Below are 571 nucleotides of genomic sequence, written 5' to 3' on the forward strand. Positions count from 1 at the left end.
GTCGCTGCGCCGCACCCGCGGCGCGGCTGCCGGCCTGCTGCGGGTGCACGCCGACCACGCCGAGTACGCGGGCGTCGGCAACGTGCGCGGCCTGGCCCTCTCCCACACCGACGTCCATCACCGGCTGAGCGGACAGCCCGGTGTGCTCGGGCTGAACATGCCGCCGCCCCGGGTGCACCGGATCCCGCTGGACCCGTCCGGCACCGTCGTCCTGTACAGCGACGGCGTCTGCTCCCGCTGGGCGCGGCTGCCCTCCCCGTTCCTGCTGCGGCTCCCCCCGCCGCTGCTGACCGCCGCCGTCGTGCACGCGCACCGCCAGGGCCGCGACGACGCCACCGTGCTCGCCGTGCGCCCGCCGCTCCCCCACTCCCCTTCCCCGACCCGGCGGAGCCGTCCGTGACCGAGACAGAGTTCCGCGCACTGCCCCCGCTCCGCCGGGCCGTCCGACAGCTCGCCGAAGCGCACCTGCTGCCCGCCTAACTGCGGGCCCGGCTCGTGCTGTCGGTGACGACGCTCGCCGGGACGCAACTCACGGCAGGCCGCCGGGTCACCCTGCACACCACGAGGGAGC

General features: G+C 76.7%; 1 protein-coding gene. It reads left to right on the forward strand.

Annotated features, from left to right (window positions below; genetic code table 11):
* Positions 1–400 (forward strand): SpoIIE family protein phosphatase (locus tag ACYVE9_RS30310; RefSeq protein ID WP_461031054.1); only part of this gene is annotated, 400 nt, incomplete at its 5' end.
* Between the last annotated feature and the right edge of the window lie 171 nt (positions 401–571).

The sequence above is a fragment of the Streptomyces sparsus genome, from assembly GCF_054776295.1.